Here is a 21,403-nt window from a genome sequence, read left to right on the forward strand (position 1 = left end):
TGGTTTCTAAAAAAAAAGCTGAGAAAAATTAGGGCTTCTAGTTTTTCTCAGCTTTTTATCAATATAAGGATTTAACCAATTGTTTTTTCGATATAATCCGAGCTCAATAAGTACAGCGCACCCATGTATTTTATTTTAAAAGAAATTAAATCTCCTATTTTGTAATTTTTTTTGGAGTTAGAAATGTCTACCACCAACATATCCGAGCTAGCATCAATGATGGTAATATCCAAATCATCCGCTTCAATATATTGGGGCTGCATATCTAGTAAACCAATATCTAAAATAGCCCTTAAAGAGGTTTCTCCTAGATCTTCAGATTCATCTGGTGCATAGGTACTTCCTACACCACTTTCGCCCAATTCTCCAATTGGAGCATCTGGTTTTTCCGTAATTTCAATAATTTCGGTATATAATTTAAAAACATCGTTATGCATGCCTTGAATGGTATCGCCGCTAAAAAGATCTTTACCAAAAAAGAGGGCTTCGCCTATTCTAAAATGATTTACCGCCATGGGGCGCGCATTTTTTAAGATTAGCGGTATAGCAACTGAAGTGCCTCCAGATACCCACGGAATATGGATATTGAATTTAGCCTCTATCAATTGTTTGTACAAGCTTAGTTGTATTAATTTGTCTTGAGTTGGCATGATGCCGCTCAAACAATTAAGATTGGTGCCAATACCTAAAATTTCAATGTTTGGAAGTTTTAAAATAGCACCATAAAATTCTATTAGTTCCTCTCCCATAACTCCTTCGCGCAAATCTCCCATTTCAATCATAATAATGATTTGGTGTACTTTGTTTTGCTTTTGCGCTTCTTTGGAGAGCATCTCGATGGTATAAATTTCGGTATTGAAACTCACATCTGCATACCGCACAATATCTTCGATACTTCTTTTGGCTGGAGGTTTGATATAAACGGTTTGTACGCTTGGATCCAAGGATTTAATTTTGCGTAAATTACTTATTCTGGAGTCATGAATTTCTCTCACGCCTAGAGCTATAATTTCTTTCAAATAAATTTCGTTTCCACACAATAGTTTAGAAACCACACCCCATTGGATGTTTCGGGATTTAAAAATAGTATCCAGAAATTGGAAATTCTCTTCTAGTTTGTTTCTATATAATTTTATAAATGCCATTATTCTATTATTTTACGAGGAATTGTTTTTGCTATTCGGGTTAATAATTCATAATTCAATTGGTTACTAAAATCACTAAAGGAAGCTACAGAAACCGTATGCTCTTCTTGCGTTCCTATCAAAACTACTTCGTCTGCTGTTTTTACAGTTTCTATATCTGTAACATCCACCGTCATCATGTTCATGTTGACAGATCCTACCACAATACATCGTTGGCCTTGGATTAAAACCCTTCCTTGATTGCTCAAAGAACGACTATATCCGTGGGAATATCCTATAGGTACCACCGCAATTTTCATTTTTCTTTCGGCCAAAAAACTAGTTCCATACCCTATAAAATCGCCTACATTTACTCGTTTAACACTCATTACGTTGCTTTTCCAGCTAATAACGCGTTTTAGAGGATCGATTTTGTTTTTTTTGCTATTCAGATAATTAACAAATACCTCTGGACTGGACCACAAACCGTATTGCATAATTCCAATTCGTACCATATCCATTCGGGTTTGTGGAAACATGATAGATGCAGCCGAACATGCAGAATGTTTGATCTCCGGTTGCAGTTCATTATGGCAAAGGTATTGGTAAATTTCCTCAAATTTATTGATTTGTTTTTCAATTCGATGGTAGTTTGCAATACTTTCGGCACCAGCATAATGGGTGCATATTCCTTCTAAATAAAGGTGTTGTTTTTCTTTTTTTAAAAAAGGAATAATACTGCTGAGTTCTTTTTTTTCAAAACCAGTGCGGTTCATTCCAGTTTCTATTTCTAGATGGATTCGGGCTTGTTTTTGGAGTTTTTTGGCAGTACGGACCGCTTGGGTCAAACGGGTTTTTTCAAACACAAAAAACGAGACCTTGTTTGCAATTACCCACTCCATATCTTGCTCCTGCACCAAGCCCATAACCATGATTTTCACCTTGTCTTGTAGGGTTTGGTAGACTAATTTGGCTTCTTCTACATCAAAAACAGAAAAATGATTCACCCCACAACGATAAGCCATAGCCACAAACTCTTGTATGCCATGCCCGTAGGCATTTCCTTTAACTACAGACGAAAGAAGAACCTTTTTTCCGAAAGTTTTTTTTAAAAAAGCAATGTTATTTTGATAAGCAGCTTGATTGAGCTCAATGCTTGAGTTAGTGTGCATGTAATAGTTGTTTGGTAATAGTGTAAAAAGTGGCAACTCCTGTAGTAATTATTTCATCCGGAAAGTCGTAATCTGGGTTGTGTAATGCTGGAGTTTTTAATCCAGATCCCAGACCAAACATGGCTCCAGGAAATTGTTGGGTAAAAAGGCCAAAATCTTCTCCCCATGTAAAAGGAAATTCTTTTTCAAGCAATTCTAGACCATTGGTTTTTGCGGCTTGACGGATGTGTTGTGCAGCTTGTAGATTGTTCTCGTTAGCCTGAAAACACTCTATCCACTCTATAGAAGATACGAGTTGGAATTGGCTTGCAAGTTCCTTTACGGTGTTTTCTAAAAAGCGTTCTACATTTTTCATTTGTACATTGCTGTTGCTTCTTACCGTAAAATGAACTTCGCCATCTCCTGCAGAAACACCATAAGCCTTGGACCCAATTCGGGTATAAATAGGAGTAATTAAGCAATAATCGCTTTGAGAAATATCGGGTTGGATGGCGCTATTAAATTTAGAAATAATAGCAGCAATGGCAAGTGTTGGGTTGATTCCTTTTTCGGGCTCACCTGCATGTGCTGTTTTTCCTTTTAATTGTATAACCATACTATTTACAGCGCAGGTAAAGGTGTTGTTTTTGATAACAATTTGGTGTTTTGGATACCCGGGCAAATTATGAAGCGCAAAAGCAAAATCGGGTTTATAATCAAATTTAGGGTCGTTAAAAACCCTTGCGGCTCCGCTACCATCTTCTTCGGCTGGCTGAAACAACAACATAACAGTACCGGTATCGGGTCTTTTATGGTATAGTTTCATTGCTAAACCGCACAATATAGCCATGTGTCCGTCATGTCCGCATTTATGCGAGACACCTTCAATTGTAGAACGGTGTGCAAATGTATTGGTTTCTTCAATGGGTAAGGCATCTAGTTCGGATCTAAAGAGTAATTTCTTGCCAGCTGCTTTTGCTTTGTAGAGGGCAAGAATACCATGTTCCCCTACTTCGGTTATGATTTCGTCAGGAGGATAGTTTTTCAGAAATGAAATGATACGTTGAGCAGTATTTTTCTCGTTACCAGAAACTTCTGGATATTGGTGCAATTCCTTTCGCAATAGCGATAACGCTTCAATGCTTGGGTTGGAGTTTTCCATTTTTAGTTATTTAACAAGGCGCATCTCTAAATACTTGTTAGTGAAACCTAGTTTTTCGTATAATTTTTTAGCAGGATTGTTAGGCTCTACGTGTAGTGCAATATTTCCTTTGGCAGTAGCAATGGCTTTTTGCATTAGTTGTTTACCGTAACCTTTACCTCGTTGCGAATTATCAACCGCAATGTATACTAAAATATTTTCGGGAATAAAATCTTGCATTCCGGTATTGTTGAGTATTACAACTCCTACAATTTTATCTTCGTCTATACCCACTACAATATCTCCTCCTTTGTTTGGGTTCATTACGTAGTCAATACATTTTAAAATATCCGCAACTTTATCGCCATATTCTTCTAAATGAGTAAATAGAAACTCGGCAATAACTTGATTGCTATATTTTTGATCTGATCCAGTTGTAGCATTAATTATTTTAAAATCCATTTTTGTTGTATGTTTAAGTTATGTTAGTATGCTAAAGGCACAAATCAAAATCCTTATGCTCTACAAGGAAATGTTTTGAAATTTGGTTGCCTAAAGGTAATTTATTTTTGCTGATTATTAAAATTAGAGAGTATTCTCTGTCAGGAGTAGGCAAGCGTTGTTTTTTTTTGACCTAAACAACCTTTTTTAAGCTAAAAAAAGAAATATAAATATTGCTAATATAAGAAAATATATCCAAAAAAGAACCCCATTGACCTTCAATACCTCTCAAAGCCTTTTTAAAAATGCAGCACATACTATTTAAATTATAGTTATTTGGGTGCGGATGGCTCCTAAAAGCAAGTCCCTTTTTTTTGAATGAAGCACAATGACTCACCATAAAATTACCGGTAGACTTCTTTTCCCTATACCATTTTAAACCACAATGGATCCTTTGTTGGGCTGTGTTCTAAAATTACAGTTTTGTTTTACAAAAAACATATAAAACTGCTAACGGCTTGTTTTTAAGGCATTAGTTATTGTAAATTATGGATTTCTTTAAAAAATGTTTATTTTTAGAAAAAAAATCAAGATGCTAATTAAAACTTTTGGTAGCGCAGTTTTTGGAGTAGAAGCTACAACAATAACCGTAGAAATAATAATTATATACTAGTAGGTGTTAATTTGAAATGTAAATAACTAAAAATCAATATAATATGAAATTATTGTTTTGTATGCTTACGCTCGTGGTAGTAAATACAAATACTAGTTCAAGCGATGTCTATATATGTATAAGTAAAACGGCTTCTAAGTATCACTTAAGCGAATCTTGCAAAGGATTAAGCCGATGTACTCACCAAGTTAAGAAAACTAGTAAGGATGAAGCTAAACGCCTTGGATATACCTTGTGCGGTTGGGAGTAAATACAATGCAAAAAGCTACTCATTTCTAGGTAGCTTTATATGTATTCAGTTGTATTATTTTATTAGAAAAATTTATAATTCTTAAATGTTTATTATATTCAATAGTAATTCAAAGAAATTAATATGTTTTTCATGGTTTTTTATTTCATTTTCAAGTTTAATTACAGTTTGACCACTGTAAGTATCGATTCGTTTAGTAATTTCAAGTTCGTATTCAAGTTCAATTATTTTATCTTGATGTTCTTTAATATTTAAATAAACACTCATTTATTATTTAAATATTTAGTCTTGTTAAATCTATTTCTTTATCTGTTATCATATTTTATATATACATCAACATCTTTATCATCAATGATGATATTACCAATTTGTTTTGTTTGCAATTGGTCAACTATTAATTGAAGTGTTTCTTCTTCAGTATAATCATCGTAATCAAGTTTATTCAATTCAAACTGAAATGTAAAATACGATGTTCCAAGTCGTGTTGCAATCATATCATCATTTTCATAATCAGCTGGATTATCAAGTTCATAACCAAAATGTTCAATCTTTACCAAATTTGATTTGATTAAGTCCAATATGAATTCAATGATATTTGACTCAGGAATATTTAATTTTGGTGCTGTAAGAATAAGTATGTAATTTTCCATACATTTATAAATTTTTAAAATTAATTAATTAAAAAATACAAATGGAAGATTATCAAAATTTAATTATACATTCATTAATTCCAAGTTTAATAGCTCTTATTGTATCTCTAATTATCAAAGGTAGTATTAAAAATTCATTTGATAAGAAACTTGAAGAACTCAAAAAAGAACATTCAAAAGAAATATCTCAATTTCAAACTGAGTTAACACATTTAAAATCGAAAGAAAATTTTAAGTTTACCAAGTTACACCAAAAGCGATTTGAAGTATTGGAAAAAACATATGTATATATAACTGAAAACTATGATTTAATTCAAAGATTTGTCAGTCCATTTAGTCAATTACCTGAAACAGAAAGAGAAATAAAATCAATTCATTTGGTAAAGTCTCATATAGAATTTAAAAATTATTTTAAAAGTAAATTAATATATTTTGATGATTCTACCGAAAAGATGATTCAAGATTACATTAATAGCTGGGATACTATTTATTTTGATAATGAAATTGACCGAGTTAATGAAATCCAAAAAGCAGATGTTGATTATTTTACAATACCATATAGTGTAACTGAAAATAAATTACTTCAAATTAAGCATCAATTAAAAATGAAGTTTCGTGAACTTTTAGGTTAATAACACTTATATAAAATTAAATGATTCAAACAAGTATTAAATTACAAACAATTGTTAATTTTCTAAAAGAAAATTTAAATATTATTATTGTTGTTCCAGCTTTTATTGGTGGATTGTGGCAAGCATTAGAGTTAATGAATATTGATTATTCATACATTCGTTTTTTTTCAATCTCTCAAATTGTTCCTGATGGTATTTTAATTCTTATATTTCTAATTATTGCTTTCTCTTCCGCTATGTTTGGATTATTTGCAGATACTATTTTTTTTATAAAGGATGAAACAAAGCCTATTGAATATTTAGGTACTGATGATTACGAAAAATATAGAAAAAAGGAATTAAGAAAGTGGAAAATTCTATTTGTTTTAATTTACGTTGGTTCTTTAGCTTACTATATAAGATTTATGTTTAGTAAACCCATTTATCGGGAATTTAAATTTGATGTAGTTTTAATTTGTCTAATTATTTTTTGGTTAAACAATGTTCTAAATAGATGTTATTATTTTGCAAAAGATACTAGCAAAGAACTTTTTAAAATGTGCAACTTTTTTTTATTAATATTGTATTTAATTATAGGAAATTATTTCAGTAAAAATCTTCATAAAATTTTTATTGTTCCAGATAATATTATTAATATTGAAAAGGTAATAAGTGAAGTTAATATTAAATTTCCAAATTCAAAACAAGAGTTATTATACTTTAATGATAAGTACATTTTTTTTAAAATTACAGATAAATTAAAAAAAGAAAAAGTGTATATAACTAAAATTGATAATTTATTTAATGAATAAAAAAGGCTATACGTCATGTGTAGCCTTTTTTATTATTAATCATTGTTTATGTTACTTTAAGATTATATACAAACCCATTGCTAGTATATAGCTTTTCATTTGTAACATTATCGTAATGACTGAAATTTGATGTTATTCGATATATAGTTTTTAAGTTAACCACCTTGCCGAAAAACCTATTATTTCTTAAAAAAGTACAATTTTCGGCGAGGTGTTTTTCCTCTTTTAACTCCTACTATCACTACGATTGTCTTAAAAAAAGGTAAAAAAAATGAGGCGAAATTTGCCTCAATTCTTTATTTAATGTGTGTTAACTTCTCTATTTAGTGGTTGTACGTTCGGCAATCCATTTAGCTAAATCAACTGCATATTTTTCTGTACTTTCAGTATCAAACTTAGTATCAGTACTAAAACGTAATGAACCAAATTGAGTAATATAGTTTGTCTTATCTGACTTCATAAACATTATTGCATCGTGAACCCTTGTATATTTGTGTATGTCATTAACCTCAACAAATGTTTCAACTGCTTTCTTTTCTCTTGGTGTCATATTACGATAGAAAGAACCCTTACCAGTTTTGATGATAACTTTTAGTTCTTCAATCTGTTTGATACTATATCCACATTTAGTTAATACCTTTGTTATTTCGGTCAATGGTGCTTGCCAACTATTAAGAATACTATTGTATTTTTTCTTTGCATCTGCTCTACATATTCCATACTCACGCATAAGGTTTTTATATACATCATCTTTAATATTTGAACCAACCATATCATCAACAAACGTTGCAAACTCTGAATCAATATCAAACGTGACCATTTCATAAGGCGTTAAGCTTCTTAACTGTCTAGTTGTTTTCGTTATGATGTTAAATTCTCTATCATCGGTTGTAGTGCGTTTAAATCCCGCAACGTGTCCCGCAACGGAACTACTTAATAGAAATAAAATCATATTGTTATGATTCTCTTTTTGTTTACTGATTGAATAAATATTACTTATATAACTTGCATACACACCATTTTTACATTCACATAATGACTTTGTTATACTTGCAAGTTTTTGATTAAATTGGTTTATTTCACTACTGTTAAACTCGCATACTTCATTATCATTAAGTATTTCATTAAGTCTAGTTCCAAGTGTTCTTGGTACATTCTTAAAATAGTTATGCTTTGCGTGGTTACTATCCACTTTTATAGTTTTAAGCGTTTCAATATCTTTATCTTTTATTAACTTTTTTATATCTAACCCTGTATCGTTTGTTAATCCATCGGCATAAGCATTTAATAATACTTCACTAATAGCACTAAATCCTTTAATAAATTTACGTGTGCGTAATGGTACTAGTGAATCATCATTGATACCTTTAATACAATACAGTGCTTCAATTGCTTCTTTAATTTTTCTAAATGCTTCATCACCTATAAACGTATGATGATATTCATTATATTTTTCAGTATTCATAATTGCGCCATGCGCAATAGCCATCTCTTTCTGCTTATTTGTAATGTGATAACGTTTGTACTTTTCTATACTTTTATACTCTAACATTAATTCATCATTAACATCAAAAAAAGCTTTTAGTTTATCAATACATCTATCTATTTTATCAGGTACTTGCAATAAGTATTGTGATTGCGTAACCTTAGCAATATAACCGTATGAATGTATTAATATAGGTTTAATTCCAAAACCGTTAAACTCTATGTCATCACCCTCGATATTGTTAAGTATCGTTAATACTTGTGGTTTAGTTACTTCAATATCTTGTTCTATTATATTGTTAATTGCAAAGGTTAATCCACCTTTTGGTGCTTTCGGCTTATCTGCATCTGCTGTCATATCTTTAACGTTGAAATTAGCTTGTTTAAGCGATTGAATCAATGAATCAACATTGAATGTTAATGCTTTGTTTATCGTGTTGATATGAGGTTGTATTTGCGTTAAGTAATCGGATGTCCACTCAGTATTAACAATTGCATTTTGAGCATTCAACACATCAATTCTACTAGGTATCAGCTTTTCACTTATTCCACTATAAAAAATTGTAGCATTAAAAACATTTTTTCTGCAACGTCCAAAGGCTTGTACTATGTCATTTATATATTTGCATTCTGCAAAGTTGTTACCGTCTACACATATAGCAAGACTACAATCAAAATCAATATCAAAACCAATGGTGTACGAAGTAGATAATATGTAAATATCTTTTGATGTGTCAATCTCACCTGTTTCAATCTTCATTTGTTCATCTAGTGTTCTAGCTTTAATCAATGATGTTTTAATTGCTATTTTTTCACCAACGAGTATTTGAGTTTGGTCACCAAAGTTATCTTGGTGTAGTATATTTTTGTACTTGTTTATGTCATTGGTGAATATTACAACCTTTCTACCTTGTGCTAGTTCTTGCTTAATAAAATTGTAATAGCCTATCATAGGTTGTACATTCACATTCTTAGTTTTTGGTGTTATGTGTTCGATGTGTATCACTTCAAGATTATCTTGAACGTGTAACGGAATGTCTATCATTTTGTGTGTTGGTGTTGCTGTTGAAAGTATAAACGGTACTTTAGCATCCGTAAAGATTTGAAAAAAAGCACTACTTGCATTTTTGCGGTATTCTGCTTCACAAAAAACTTGAAATTCATCAACAAACCAATTAATCTTACAGATTTTTAAGTATAATGGATAGTTCTTTTCTTTTAACATAACTAATTGGTCAAAAGTTACCGTTATAATAATATTACCGCCATCGAATAACCTATCATTAACATCTTGCCATTTATCTTTTGACCCACGATATATTGAAAGATGGTGTGATTGTGCGTGTAGTTCTTTACCTTTTATTATTCCTGTTGTAGGTGTTATTATTAGTACAGATTTATCTTTTATGTTTAGGATACTAGATGTACCTCCCATTCCTGTACTACCTTTTATTATGTATTTGTTATGTGTGAAATTTGTTATTGCATCGTTTGCAATTGTATCATTTGAAATGTAATCTTTGATTTTAATTACTTGTTTATCATTTACCACTTATTTTAAAGATTAGCGGTCAATTAATTGAGTATATACTTTACTATCAAAAAAAATAGTAGTATTATATTGAATAGCAATCAATCTTTATATAGGTTATTTAACCACTTTATTCTAGTGTTGGCTTTGCGACCTGTAACCTATATATTATTTTATGAAACCCTGTGCAACTAGTACAGGGTTTTGTGCTTTTATTAAGCTTGTGTTATATGAAAAAAATATGCGTTCTTTAATCGTTTCATTGCTAAATGTCGTGCAACCTTTCTTGCGTTGTATCCTTCATCATTTGTTGGTATTAATGGTAAAATACCATTTACCCATAATTCTTTTACCTTAATGATTGCGGTTGCATAATCACCACATACATTTAACATTCCTAACATTATCATTGCATCTTTACGTTGTTGTAAGGTTAGTTCTTCTTGTGGTACATTAAGTATCCATCGTTGCGTTTTGTCTATCATTCATTTAATATCTGACTTTGCGTTATTGTACAGTTCTAAACTGTTATACTTCAATTATACTAAACATTAGTGCATTAGTAAATAGGTAAAAGCTTAATTTAACTTATTATTTTTCATTAATTTAACTAATATATTGACTAGTAGATGTTTAGTAGATGTAGTTACTTAAGATTTAACTTATAATTAACTTTTTATTTTTAGGAATTAATATGTAAATAATCTATAAATAACACACTTACCTTGCCGAAAAACTTATTATTTCTTAAAAAAGTACAATTTTCGGCAAGGTGTTTTATAGGTTTAATGTGTTGTAAATCAATTAGTTGTTTTGAAATGTAGTGAATAAAGTGAGGCGAAATTTGCCTCAATTGCAATTGAAGACGGCTAGTTATTTGACCAAGTAGTAAATAATAGGGTAGGAGTGCAAAGAATCCATCGTTGGGATTTTAGCATTTATAAATTTACCCCCCCGCCCCCCTGTATTAGTAAATTAGGTTTTCGTTTGCTCTCGTTACCTCCCTCAATAATAGTGTACAATTGCAAATAGAGTAGTACATTCGGATTTGTCCTTTAAATATTTTATATATTTTGGTTATACTATTATGTACCGTATATGTTCTATTATGTACCAAAAAGGATATAACTGCTCCTGTAAAAACAACACATTTAATTTAGCAATCGGTCTTTAACCCATTAAAAACCTTATTAATATCTAATGTTTAAACAAATGCTTTGAGTAATTTATTTTCATTATTATTTGAGGTGATACAAATAGATTTATTTAAGGCTTTAGTGTATTTATGATGGTATATAAAAGGATATTTGCTTGTTGTTAATAACTCTACTTAATTGTTTATAAATTAGTTAATTAAATTAGTGTATTGTTATTGGAAATTAGTGTTGCAATTTTTCAATTAGTGTATTGCTATTTGAAATTAGTGTTATAGTTTTTCAATTATTCTTACAGTTTTTCAATTAGTGTATTGTTATTTGAAATTAGTGTTGGTAATTGAAATTTTTCAAAAATACATTGAATTTTTTACTACAAAAGAATCATTTATATTTGCAACACAATAACTCGTTAGAGGGACTAACACAAAAAAAGCCAAAGTTCGTACCTTTGGCTTAATTGATAGAGTTATTAACTCTAAATGTAAATACAATGAAGTACTTAGATTATTTTTGGTTTATGCTTGGTATCTATTTACTTAGTTACCTATTAAAACAGATTAGAAAGCTAATCTTTGAGATTAAAGTAAAACGCTAATCTAAATTAAAATCGTTAGACTTAGTTAGTGGGTCTGGCGGTTTAGTAGTTTGAATACCTATTTGCAAAAGTAGGTATTTTTTTTTGATTACATCATTACTTGTACTCCTTGTTAATGATAATTTGTGTATGCGTTTAGAGTAGTTGTACAAATACACTCATACATCTAGGTAAAACGTTCTCATTTATCTTTATAATTGACCGCAAATAAAGTATACTTTATTTGCATACAATAAGCTAATCAATTACATTTGTAGTGTTCAATACAAACAAGGTAATTATGAAAGCAAGATACATAAGAGTAAGCTCAGCAACTCAAAACACAATCCGTCAAACTATCAATGCAAATAAAGACGAACAAGTATTTATTGATGTTGTTAGCGGTGTTGTTCCGTTTAATGAAAGAACTGAATCCAGCAAGTTAATTGAAGCTATTGAAAACGGTTTAGTTAATTATGTAAGTGTAGAAGCAATCGACCGTTTAGGACGTAGTACATACGAAATTCAAAGTACTATTGAGTACTTCAATAAAATGAATGTTACGCTTAAAGTTGATAACCTTGGAATTGAAAGCCTTGTTAACAATAAAGTTAATCCAACGTTTAAACTAATTTCGGACGTGTTAGCAAATGTTAGTGAAATGGAACGTACCAACTCTAAAGAAAGACAAGCACAAGGAATTAAGATTGCGGTTGCACTGGGTAAATTTAAAGGACGTGTAAAGGGTAGTGGTGCAAGTGATAGCGAAGTACTAGAAAAGTATAAACTAGTTGTTAAAACACTTAATAACCATCCAGATTTATCACTTAGAAAAATAGCAAGTATTAGCGGTGTAAGCCTTGCGACTGTACAAAAAGTGAAAGGAATATTAGTTAAACAGTAAAGGTATATAATAAAGAAAGGCTATCGTAATTGATAGCCTTTTTACTTTGGTTGTATATAATATATTATCTACTTTTTGAAGCGTTCCTAAACATAGTAATTAGTTGTTTTTTTCAATCCATTCTTTTACACTTGCTTGCTGTTCCTCATTCAAAGTGTCTAATTCAATTACATTTTCAGTTGGTATCTTATTTATATCCTTGTTTGCTTCTTTTACAAATACAACACTTTTAAGTATAGCATTTTTTGTTACGCTTACATTACCATCATTAACACTATATGGTACATTAATTGAAGATAACATAACTGTACCATCTTGTTTGATTATTGCTTTAGCCTTACCATCAATAATTAATACTCTATAGTCTGGAATGCCGTTAGTGCCTTGACTTCTTTTTGCAAGTGCTTTTGTTATTCTTTCCTCAACACTTATAACTTGGTTACTAGGTTCAGTATCAAATTTTAAATTATATATTGAACTTATAATATCCTTTTCTTGCTTGTGTTGTTTCTCTAGTGTTTTTAATTCTTTAGCTTGTCTTTTAAGTGTTTGCATACGTGCATCACCAATATTAATAAAAAAATCGGTATAGTAATCTTCTCTGAATTTTGAAATTAGTGAACGTATATTTTGGCTGTTAGCTGTAATTGCATCACTTAATTTGTCAAATTCTCTTTCAATATTTGCAGTTACATTTACTCTTTCATTGTTAGCGGATTCAGTTTTTTCAAGTCTTTCAAGTGCTTCATTTAAATCTTGTTCGTATTCACGTCTTAATTTCTCTTTCTTTTGTTCTAGTGTTAAGTTTTCCATTTTAGTATATATTAGTTTGCTTTCTATATTTGAATGCAAATATTAAGTAATTATTTTCTTATTAACAAATCATAAATCAAATTCATTAATGTATAATCTATTTTCTTTGAGTATGTTATATGTTTTAGGTTCAACTCTAAATTTAAAATCAGTTGGTACGTCATAAGGATTATGAATATCATTTTGTATACGGTCAAACTCTTCTTTAATATCTTGTATCGGGGTTGTGAGTATATTATCCTTATACGTTGGGTCATTAAGAAAATGAAGTACTGATATGTATTTATAAATCTTTTGATTACGACCACCATATTTGCGCACACCATCCGCATATATAAATAACTTTAGTCGTTGGTTCGTATAAACAACACCGTTAATCTTTATCGTTAGATTAGCAAGTACATAACCATTACCAATATCATTAATTATAATACTATGCACAAACTGTTTGAATATACTCTTTAACTCGGGGCGGTTGTGTTGCGCCTTAACTATCATATCTCGGCTTGTAGCTTCAATATTGAAGTTTTTAACAGTTGTTACCTTAGAGAAAATATCTCTCTTTAAAAGTCCTATTTTATCTTTTAATAAAGTCATTTGTGTTAGTATGTCAGTTTCCATTTTAGTATATAAACTAAAGTTTGGATTCTGTGAAAGTGTCATAGTCGTTAAAAGGTTTTCGAGTTGTTTCTCTTTTGCAGTTAGTTCCTTTTGTTCATTCTTAAGTAACTGTTCTTGTTGTGTTAATTCCTTTTTGATTTGGTTTAGTAACACGTTTGGATTGTCTAATGTTTTTAATACACTATCAGTATTGATAATAAGATTGTAAATAACACTTTCAATCAAACTAATATTAATACTACGGTTTGCACATCGTTTTTTCAAACTGGATGTACATCTGTAAACTGCATCACCACCCGCAACATAACGACCCATATACACACGACCACAACAACCACAACGAATAACATCTTTAAGTAAGTATTCGTATTTGGTTAATATGTTTCTTGTGTTCTTTGATTTGAGTAATACATTGCAGTAATCGAACACCTCAACACTAACAATTGGGTCAACTTTTATAATTTCATCTTTATACTTTCGTTCTCCTTTGTAAATTGGATTAATTAATATTTGTCGTACTACTACATCAGTCCACTTTATTTCATTACCCTCTATGGTTGGTATTGATTTATTATACTTATATACTTTGTCTGGGTTTCTTTTTGCGTGTGTTGTTGGTATTAGCATAGTGTTAAGCGTTTGTGCTATTATACGTGTTCCTGTACCGTTTTTATAACTATCAAATATTTGTTCTATTATTAACCTTTCCTCTTCATCTATTATAACATAACCGTTTGCATCGCTTGTGTAACCGTATGGTTGCACACTATTTGACGTTTTACCCTCTTTGGCTCGCTTCATTTTCCCGCTTGCCATACGTGTTTTCATTTGTTCACTTTCCAAATCAGCAAATTCCATTAATACCTGTAATATGATACTAACTATTATATTTCTTTTACCGTTGGTATCGATTGTAGCTTGTTTAATACTATCAATCCATAACGGTATGTTTAACTCTGTTAGCTTGTCGATTATTTCACGTGTATTTTTTGGATTGCGACCGACACGGCTTATCTCTGTACAGTATATTATTTTGTATGTTTGCGGTTCATTTTCTATTATGCTTAACAACCTATTCATTTCGGGTCTGTCCTTTTGGTATCCGCTGACCATTTCGGCAAATACATCTATTTGCTCGTTAGTATATCCGTGTTGTAAGGCGATTCTTGTAAGGTCTTGTATTTGCCTGTGAAAAGATTGCTTGCCGTCTGTCGTTGAAACCCTTGCATATATACCTATTCTATCCATTTTTAACAGTTTTAAAGTACCGCAAATATATACCTACTAGTTTACAATAACAAGTGAGGTAAATATAGATAACGGAATAGGATACCATTTAGTGGGTTTGCCAGACAACGCCATCAAAGAGAGTAGCTATAGGATTGCTGCGGCACTCAAAAATAATGGATATAAAATGCCAGGCAAAAAAATCACCATTAATATGGCTCCTGCAGATTTAAGAAAAGAAGGATCTGCCTATGATTTGACCTTAACCATTGGGATTCTGGTAGCTTCGGAACAAATAAAGGCACAAGAGTATGCACAATACATCATCATGGGAGAACTCTCCTTGGACGGGAGTTTGCAGCCCATACGTGGGGCATTGCCCATTGCTATAAAAGCAAAAGAAGAAGGTTTTAAAGGTTTTTTTTTGCCAAAGCAAAATGTTAAAGAAGCTGCAATAGTTGCCGGATTAGACGTCTATGGCGTAGAAACCGTACAAGAAGTTATTGATTTTTTGGAAGGGAAAGGCACGTTGGAACCCACCGTAATAGACACCCGAAAAGAGTTTTATAAAGATTTAGATTTTCCGGAATTTGATTTTTCGGACGTGAAAGGGCAGGAGTCTATCAAAAGAGCCATGGAAATTGCTGCTGCAGGAGGACATAATATTATTTTGATAGGTCCGCCTGGAGCCGGAAAAACAATGCTAGCAAAGCGTTTGCCTAGTATTTTGCCGCCCATGACCTTGCGCGAAGCATTAGAAACCACCAAAATACATAGCGTTGCAGGTAAATTGAAAGAAGTAGGTTTGATGCACCAACGCCCCTTTAGGAGTCCGCACCATACGATCTCTAATGTGGCATTGGTAGGCGGGGGCAGCTACCCACAACCTGGAGAAATTTCAATGGCACACAACGGCGTATTGTTTCTGGATGAATTACCAGAGTTCAAGCGCGATGTTCTGGAGGTCATGCGCCAGCCTCTAGAAGATAGAGAGGTAACCATCTCTAGAGCCAAGTTTACGGTTACCTATCCTTCGTCTTTTATGTTGGTGGCTAGCATGAATCCGAGTCCAAGCGGTTTTTTTAACGATCCAGATGCACCACAAACCTCTTCGCCACACGAAATGCAACGGTATTTAAGTAAAATATCGGGGCCATTATTGGACAGAATTGACATACATATTGAAGTAACCCCAGTACCTTTTGATAAATTATCCGAGGATAAAAAAGCCGAAAGTAGCATCCTTATCCGAAAACGGGTCACTACAGCCCGAGAACTACAAACCAGTAGATTTGAAACAATGCCCCACATTCATTACAACGCCCAAATGAATACCAAACAAATTCGAGCGTATTGTGCCTTAGACGATAAATCAAAGCAATTACTAAAAACAGCAATGGAACGACTGCATCTTTCTGCTAGAGCCTATGACAGAATTTTAAAAGTTGCTCGTACCATTGCCGATTTGGAACCCTCTGCTAGTATAGAATCGTCCCACATTGCCGAAGCAATACAATACCGGAGTTTGGATCGTGATGGTTGGTTGGGATAGTCTATAAACAAAAAAAATTGGGAGTTGCTCCCAATTTTTTTTGTTATTCTGACGCTAGAGTTATCGTATAGACTCAAACGTATTTCCTTGTTGGATGTCTCCTGTTTTATACCCTTTAAGAAACCAAAATTTACGTTGTTCAGAAGTTCCGTGCGTAAAGGATTCTGGAACAATATGCCCTTGCATTTTGGATTGTATAGCATCATCTCCTACAGCATGAGCGGCACTTAAAGCCTCATCTAAATCACCATCTTCAAGAATGGCATTCATTTTTTGGTTGTAATGTGTCCAAACCCCTGCGTAAAAATCTGCTTGTAACTCCAAAGCAACAGACAATTTATTAGCCTCTGCTTTGCTTTTGCCTTGTTGCATCTGGCGCATTTTGGCAGAAGTGCCTAATAGTGTTTGCACATGGTGTCCTATCTCATGAGCAATCACATAGGCTGTTGCAAAATCGCCACCTTTGGCCCCAAAACGAGTTTTTAATTCTTCAAAAAAAGACAAATCCATATACACTTTTTGATCTCCAGGGCAATAAAAAGGGCCAGAATCCGAAGAAGCATTACCACATTTAGTGGCTACAGCTCCTGTAAACAAAACTAAATTTGGTTTTTTGTACGTTAAATTATTTTCATTAAAAATAGTAGTCCAAACATCTTCATTATCCACCAACACGGCATTGACAAAATCTCTTTCTTCTATTTCTTTTGCAGTTAGATCTCTTTGTTCTGTAGGGGCACTTTGTCCTTGGTTCATTTGCTCTAATATGGGTGTGAGCATTTGGGCATTTTCGCCACCAAAAACATTTAAGAGCAGTATTACAATGCCAATAATTCCTCCACCTACAATTGTTTTGCCACCAGAGGACATGCCTCTTCGATCTTCTAAATTATCACTTTTGCGTCTGCCTTGCCATTTCATAGTGTTGTTTTTTTGAGCTTTTAAATTTTATAAAAACGAATTTAATTTTTTTTTGGTAAAAAAAGCGCTTAAATTTTAAAAAAAGTAGTTTTTCAAGAAGGTTTCTAAACACCAAAATAAGTAGTTACTTTAGTCGAGGGCTATTTTACAGGGTTAAATGGATCTAAAACCATAGGTTATACTAAAGGCAATTCCTCTGGTTGTTCTGGATCGTCAAATCCTATTATGGCTTTATAAAGGGCATAATTTAGCGCATACATAATAGGTATGGTAAAAAATACGCCAATACAACAGCCCACAAAACCTACTAAAGAACCAATAAATGCAGTGACAATTAATGCTACAATCACAAATGGATTTTTTAAAACCAGCTGGATACTGGCAGTAATGGCTTCTGTAGGATTTAAGTTACCAAAAATAATTAAAGGAATGGTCAAAAGGGTGAAAATACTAATGCAGATACTACTGAAACTACCCAATAAAGGTAAATTGATGTAATTAAATAATGTAGAAAGAACCGCATTGCTGATACTAATAATTAAGGTTGCAGTAATTATTTTGATAAAATAAGGAGCCTTATAGTAGGTAAAAATGGCGCTACTATTGAATGCTTCGTCTCGGTCTGCAGCTTGGGCCATTTTAATAAAGCCAGCAAAAAAAGGACCTATTAAAAGAGAAATCAAAATGAGAGATACTAAATAAATAAATAAGTTAATTCCTACTAGGTTTTCGAGGGCTAAATTTTCTGGATTTGCCATTTGCGCTAAAGCGGCCATGCCAAAGGTTAGAACAAAACCTCCTGCCAAAAGCATGCCCATCAGTACCGAAAATACTAAGATTATGGATCCGGCATATAATGCGATTTTTTTGTAGTTTTCAAAAGCATCATTAAAGACGGTTCCAAAATCCAACTCCAAACCATTGGCTTTTATTTTTTCAATTTTTTGTTGTGTAGTGGTCATAATTTTTTTGATGTATTTGGTTATATTTTAAAATAAACGTCTTCCAAAGGCACTCTAAAACGCTCGGAATAAATTCCTGTCTGATCTTTTATTCCACAGGCTAAAACCATATTGATGGCTGCTGAGGCAGGCAAACGAAGTATTTTTTTGACCCTTAAAGAATCAAAACCTTCCATTGGACAGGTGTCATAGTCTATTGCAGCCATACTATTGATAAAGTTTTGTGCCGCTAGACCTGCGCTTTTTTGTGCCACAATATCCATATCTTTTTTGGTGGTTTGTCGGTATACGGGTTTGAAAACACCTATAATTTGAAAAATAAAAAATTTAATCCATCCTAAAATTCCTAAAAAATCCAAGTATAGTGTTGGAATTAATTTTTGATAGTATTGAAGCGCAAATTGCTCTCTTTTGGTATATTGTTCCGTTGGTTTGTTGCCAAATTGAGATTTTAAAAAAGCAATATTGGCTGCTGCTCTTTTTTTCCACAAATCCTTTCGGACAACTACCACCACCATTTGTTGGGCAGTTTTGGCTGCATTTTGGTTCAAACAAGCCTTAGCCATATTCTGTAGTATTTCAGGAGAGCTAATGTGGTAAAATTCCCAAAGTTGCATGTTGCTGCTGGAGGGTGCTAGCGTAGCCAATCGGATGCATTCTTTTACCTTGGCATCTTCTAAGGCATCTTTTTTAAAAACCCTTACGGATCTGCGGTATTCAATAGCTTGAGCGACTGTTTTTTGATTGGTTAAATCCATTTTAATATTTTTTTGATTGTTTTCAATTTATCTTTATACGGAGCATAGCGCATGGGCAAATCCAGCCAATTGGCTTTTTTGACAATGCTTTTGTGGTGCGAAAAAACATTAAAACTTAACGCACCATGGTAGGCACCCATACCGCTGTGACCAACTCCTCCAAAAGGCAGTCTTTTGTTTGAAAAATGAATGATGGTATCGTTTATACAGCCACCACCAAAGGAGTAAGAAGTAATTATCTTGCGGGCAAAGGCATTATTTTTTGTAAAAACATAGAGCGATAATGGTTTTTCGTAAGTAGAAACAATTTGTTGTAAATCCGTGGCATTGGTATAGGTCAAAATAGGCAATATAGGTCCAAATATTTCTTCTTGCATGAGCAAACTATCTACTGTAGTTTCTGCAATAAGTGTGGGAGCAATGTAATTGTCTTCTGGGTCTGTTTGGCCACCGTGCACTATTTTTTTAGGATCTATTCTTTCGGCGAGTCTTTTCCAGTTTTTATGGTTGATAATTCGGGCATAATCCGGAGAGTTTCTCGGGTTTTGTCCGTAAGCCAGAATTATTTCTTCTTTTAAATGTTTTATAAGTTCGTTATAAACGTCTTTTTGAACCAAAAGATAATCTGGTGCAATACAGGTTTGTCCTGCGTTTATAAATTTTCCCCAAACAATTCTTTTTGCAGCGCAGGCTATGGCAGCAGTTTGGTCTACAATACAAGGGTTTTTGCCCCCCAACTCTAGTGTAATTGGAGTTAAATGGATTGCTGCCGCTTTTGCTACAATTTTTCCTACGGGAACACTTCCGGTAAAGAAAATATAATCCCAGCGTTGTGCTAACAATTCTTGAGAAACTGCCACACCACCTTGGACCACCTCGACATGTTCTGGTCCAAAGGTTTTGGAAATAATTGTGGCTAATACCGCAGCAGTTTTAGGGGTTAATTCGGATGGTTTTAAAACTACTTGATTACCGGCTGCAACAGCAGCTATTAATGGCGCTAAGGCTAGTTGGTATGGGTAGTTCCAAGGGGCAATAACTAATACTTTGCCGTACGGTTCTTTGTAAATAAAATCGGTAGATGGAAAATTAAGTATAGAAGGTAAAACGGCTTTGGGTTTGGCCCATTTTTTTAAATTTTTGATGGTTTCTTTTAACTCCGTTACGATATAACTGGTTTCGGTAAGTACGGTTTCAAAAGCAGGTTTTTTAAAATCAAGGTATAGGGCATTTATAATCTCTTTTTCGTGTAGCACTACCTGATGCAAAAGTGTCGTAAGTACTTCTTTGCGATAATTGAGGTCTGTTTTAAAATCCATTGTAGCGTTTTTTAGGCCAACCTAATAGTTGTTGGGTTATAATGCGTTCCATAGTACTTCCTGGGGTACGGGTGCCGTAATTTTTAGTTCGTTTTTAGTCACCGGATGAATAAACACCAACTCTCGAGCATGTAGATGGATGCCTCCATCTGGATTGCTACGGTCAAAACCGTATTTTAGATCCCCTTTTATTGGACAACCAATGGCTGCTAATTGTGCTCTAATTTGATGGTGTCTGCCGGTATGCAAGGCAACTTCTAGGGCAAAATAATGGTTTAATTCTTTAAAAACGGTATAGTCCAGATGTGCCATTTTGCTGTCTGGAACTTCTTTTATGTGGGCTTTGGAACTGTTGTTTTTTTCGTTTCGTTTGAGATAATGGATTAAACTATCTTTTGGTTTTTCGGGTTTATTTTTTACAATAGCCCAGTAGGTTTTTTGGGTTTGTCTGTTCTTAAATAGTTCATTGAGTCTGGTGAGCGCCTTGCTCGTTTTTGCAAAAGCGACAATTCCGGTAGTGGGTCTGTCCAAACGATGTACTACTCCCAAGAAAACCTCTCCTGGTTTGTTGTATTTATCTTTAATATATTCTTTTACCACATCGGATAGTGGTTTGTCTCCGGTTTTGTCTCCTTGAACAATATCTCCTACGCGTTTGTTTATCACAATAATGTGGTTGTCTTCGTGTAAAACTTGTAGGTTATTTTTGGTAGAAATTATTTTCAA

The 21,403-nt window shown here is 32.8% G+C and carries 18 protein-coding genes; 4 read left to right on the forward strand and 14 right to left on the reverse strand.

Annotated features, from left to right (window positions below; all coding sequences use genetic code 11):
* Positions 1–71 precede the first annotated feature (71 nt).
* From LB076_RS07535 to LB076_RS07560, 5 genes are all read right to left on the reverse strand, one after another.
* Positions 72–1,145 carry an alanine/ornithine racemase family PLP-dependent enzyme gene (locus LB076_RS07535; protein WP_066336937.1) on the reverse strand — a complete coding sequence of 358 codons (1,074 nt, stop codon included), beginning with the start codon at positions 1,143–1,145 and terminating at the stop codon, positions 72–74.
* On the reverse strand, positions 1,145–2,296 hold the full coding sequence (alr, locus tag LB076_RS07540; protein ID WP_066336941.1) for an alanine racemase: 1,152 nt from the start codon (positions 2,294–2,296) through the stop codon (positions 1,145–1,147). Before alr ends, LB076_RS07535 begins: the two co-directional genes overlap by 1 nt.
* Entirely contained in the window at positions 2,286–3,437 is a 1,152-nt protein-coding gene (locus LB076_RS07545; protein WP_066336943.1) for an amidohydrolase, read from the reverse strand. Before LB076_RS07545 ends, alr begins: the two co-directional genes overlap by 11 nt.
* A 6-nt stretch (positions 3,438–3,443) precedes the next feature.
* Entirely contained in the window at positions 3,444–3,878 is a 435-nt protein-coding gene (locus tag LB076_RS07550) for a GNAT family N-acetyltransferase (RefSeq protein ID WP_066336946.1), read from the reverse strand.
* 1,207 nt (positions 3,879–5,085) lie between these two features.
* Positions 5,086–5,430 (reverse strand): hypothetical protein, encoded by a 345-nt coding sequence (locus LB076_RS07560; protein WP_066336954.1) that lies wholly within the window; start codon positions 5,428–5,430, stop codon positions 5,086–5,088.
* A 41-nt stretch (positions 5,431–5,471) separates the two neighbouring features.
* Here LB076_RS07560 and LB076_RS07565 point away from each other — a divergent pair, with 41 nt between their 5' ends.
* Together LB076_RS07565 and LB076_RS07570 are read left to right on the forward strand one after the other, a co-directional pair.
* On the forward strand, positions 5,472–6,062 hold the full coding sequence (locus LB076_RS07565) for a hypothetical protein (protein ID WP_066336956.1): 591 nt from the start codon (positions 5,472–5,474) through the stop codon (positions 6,060–6,062).
* 20 nt (positions 6,063–6,082) lie between these two features.
* Entirely contained in the window at positions 6,083–6,853 is a 771-nt protein-coding gene (locus LB076_RS07570; protein WP_066336958.1) for a hypothetical protein, read from the forward strand.
* 319 nt (positions 6,854–7,172) lie between these two features.
* On the opposite strand, the gene LB076_RS07575 is transcribed toward LB076_RS07570, so the two are convergent.
* Both LB076_RS07575 and LB076_RS07580 read right to left on the reverse strand, forming a co-directional pair.
* Entirely contained in the window at positions 7,173–9,890 is a 2,718-nt protein-coding gene (locus LB076_RS07575) for a hypothetical protein (RefSeq protein ID WP_066336965.1), read from the reverse strand.
* 194 nt (positions 9,891–10,084) lie between these two features.
* Positions 10,085–10,354 (reverse strand): hypothetical protein, encoded by a 270-nt coding sequence (locus LB076_RS07580; protein ID WP_066336967.1) that lies wholly within the window; start codon positions 10,352–10,354, stop codon positions 10,085–10,087.
* Positions 10,355–11,901: 1,547 nt separating this feature from the next.
* Between LB076_RS07580 and LB076_RS07585 the strand changes: the two genes are divergently transcribed.
* The gene (locus tag LB076_RS07585) at positions 11,902–12,504 is read left to right on the forward strand and encodes a recombinase family protein (RefSeq protein WP_066336970.1); all 603 of its coding nucleotides are present in this window, start codon (positions 11,902–11,904) and stop codon (positions 12,502–12,504) included.
* 99 nt (positions 12,505–12,603) lie between these two features.
* Here the strand turns inward: LB076_RS07585 and LB076_RS07590 are convergent, their stop codons facing one another.
* Together LB076_RS07590 and LB076_RS07595 are read right to left on the reverse strand one after the other, a co-directional pair.
* Positions 12,604–13,317, reverse strand: a complete 714-nt coding sequence (locus LB076_RS07590) for a hypothetical protein (RefSeq protein WP_066336972.1) — start codon at positions 13,315–13,317, stop codon at positions 12,604–12,606.
* A gap of 69 nt (positions 13,318–13,386) precedes the next feature.
* Positions 13,387–15,186 (reverse strand): recombinase family protein, encoded by a 1,800-nt coding sequence (locus LB076_RS07595; protein ID WP_066336980.1) that lies wholly within the window; start codon positions 15,184–15,186, stop codon positions 13,387–13,389.
* A 46-nt stretch (positions 15,187–15,232) separates the two neighbouring features.
* On the opposite strand from LB076_RS07595, the gene LB076_RS07600 reads away from it, so the two are divergent.
* Positions 15,233–16,717: a YifB family Mg chelatase-like AAA ATPase gene (locus LB076_RS07600; protein WP_066336981.1), complete on the forward strand. Its 1,485-nt coding sequence runs from the start codon at positions 15,233–15,235 to the stop codon at positions 16,715–16,717.
* A gap of 60 nt (positions 16,718–16,777) precedes the next feature.
* Here the strand turns inward: LB076_RS07600 and ypfJ are convergent, their stop codons facing one another.
* The 5 genes from ypfJ to LB076_RS07625 all read right to left on the reverse strand — a co-directional run bounded on the left by ypfJ (position 16,778) and on the right by LB076_RS07625 (position 21,403).
* A complete protein-coding gene (gene ypfJ, locus LB076_RS07605; protein WP_066336983.1) occupies positions 16,778–17,638 on the reverse strand; it encodes a KPN_02809 family neutral zinc metallopeptidase in 861 nt (286 codons plus the stop codon).
* Positions 17,639–17,814: 176 nt separating this feature from the next.
* Positions 17,815–18,600, reverse strand: a complete 786-nt coding sequence (locus LB076_RS07610) for a DUF2189 domain-containing protein (protein ID WP_066336985.1) — start codon at positions 18,598–18,600, stop codon at positions 17,815–17,817.
* Between the two features lie 20 nt (positions 18,601–18,620).
* Positions 18,621–19,358, reverse strand: a complete 738-nt coding sequence (locus tag LB076_RS07615; RefSeq protein WP_066336986.1) for a nitroreductase family protein — start codon at positions 19,356–19,358, stop codon at positions 18,621–18,623.
* Positions 19,349–20,677, reverse strand: coding sequence for an aldehyde dehydrogenase (locus LB076_RS07620; protein WP_066336990.1), 1,329 nt, complete (start codon positions 20,675–20,677; stop codon positions 19,349–19,351). The genes LB076_RS07615 and LB076_RS07620 overlap by 10 nt, the downstream gene beginning before the upstream one ends.
* 36 nt (positions 20,678–20,713) lie before the next feature.
* A complete protein-coding gene (locus LB076_RS07625) occupies positions 20,714–21,403 on the reverse strand; it encodes an RluA family pseudouridine synthase (RefSeq protein WP_066336993.1) in 690 nt (229 codons plus the stop codon).

The sequence above is a fragment of the Flavobacterium crassostreae genome, from assembly GCF_001831475.1.
GTDB classification, from domain to species: Bacteria; Bacteroidota; Bacteroidia; order Flavobacteriales; family Flavobacteriaceae; genus Flavobacterium; species Flavobacterium crassostreae.